1 protein-coding gene is annotated in these 492 nt (G+C 53.3%); it reads left to right on the forward strand.

Annotated features, from left to right (window positions below; translation table 11 throughout):
- Positions 1 to 115 precede the first annotated feature (115 nt).
- On the forward strand, positions 116 to 492 hold a 377-nt coding region (locus AC1RPJ_RS07765; protein WP_481762842.1), incomplete at its 3' end, for a hypothetical protein.

A 492-nucleotide genomic window follows, 5' to 3' on the forward strand; every position in this document is an offset into this window, starting at 1 on the left:
AGAAGTGGACGGGCCAAACACACCCGACCCCTCGCTAGCTAACATCGGATTCACCATTGTGGGTACGCTGAATTGAGGCCAATTTTATAGTGTAGGGTAACTATAAGGAAGAGATATGGACGCAGCACATCGGTTGCTGGCCGAGCATCAGGTCACCGATCCACCTAAACAGGATCAGGATCGTACGTGGCGAAAGCGCATGGAAGACAGCTATCGCGGCAAAGGCCGACGTGCAGGCTCCGAAATTCCGAAAGGAACGTTCACACAGAGCCCATCTGAGATAGCCCGCCAGCTCAAACAGCACTCTACAGATTTCGGTGAAGCAAGCTCAAAGCTGAACGGCTTCATCAATCGAAAGGGGCGCGATCTTCAGGGGGCGGACAAGTCGCGGTTGTACGATGCGAAGCGTGCCCTAGACAATGCGTACGGCTACCGCGACCAGAAGGATAAGCAACAAAAACAAAACGAGAAGCGAAAAGAAACTGCCGACGC

The organism is Dellaglioa sp. CoH-57-MRSF-17, assembly GCF_056782015.1.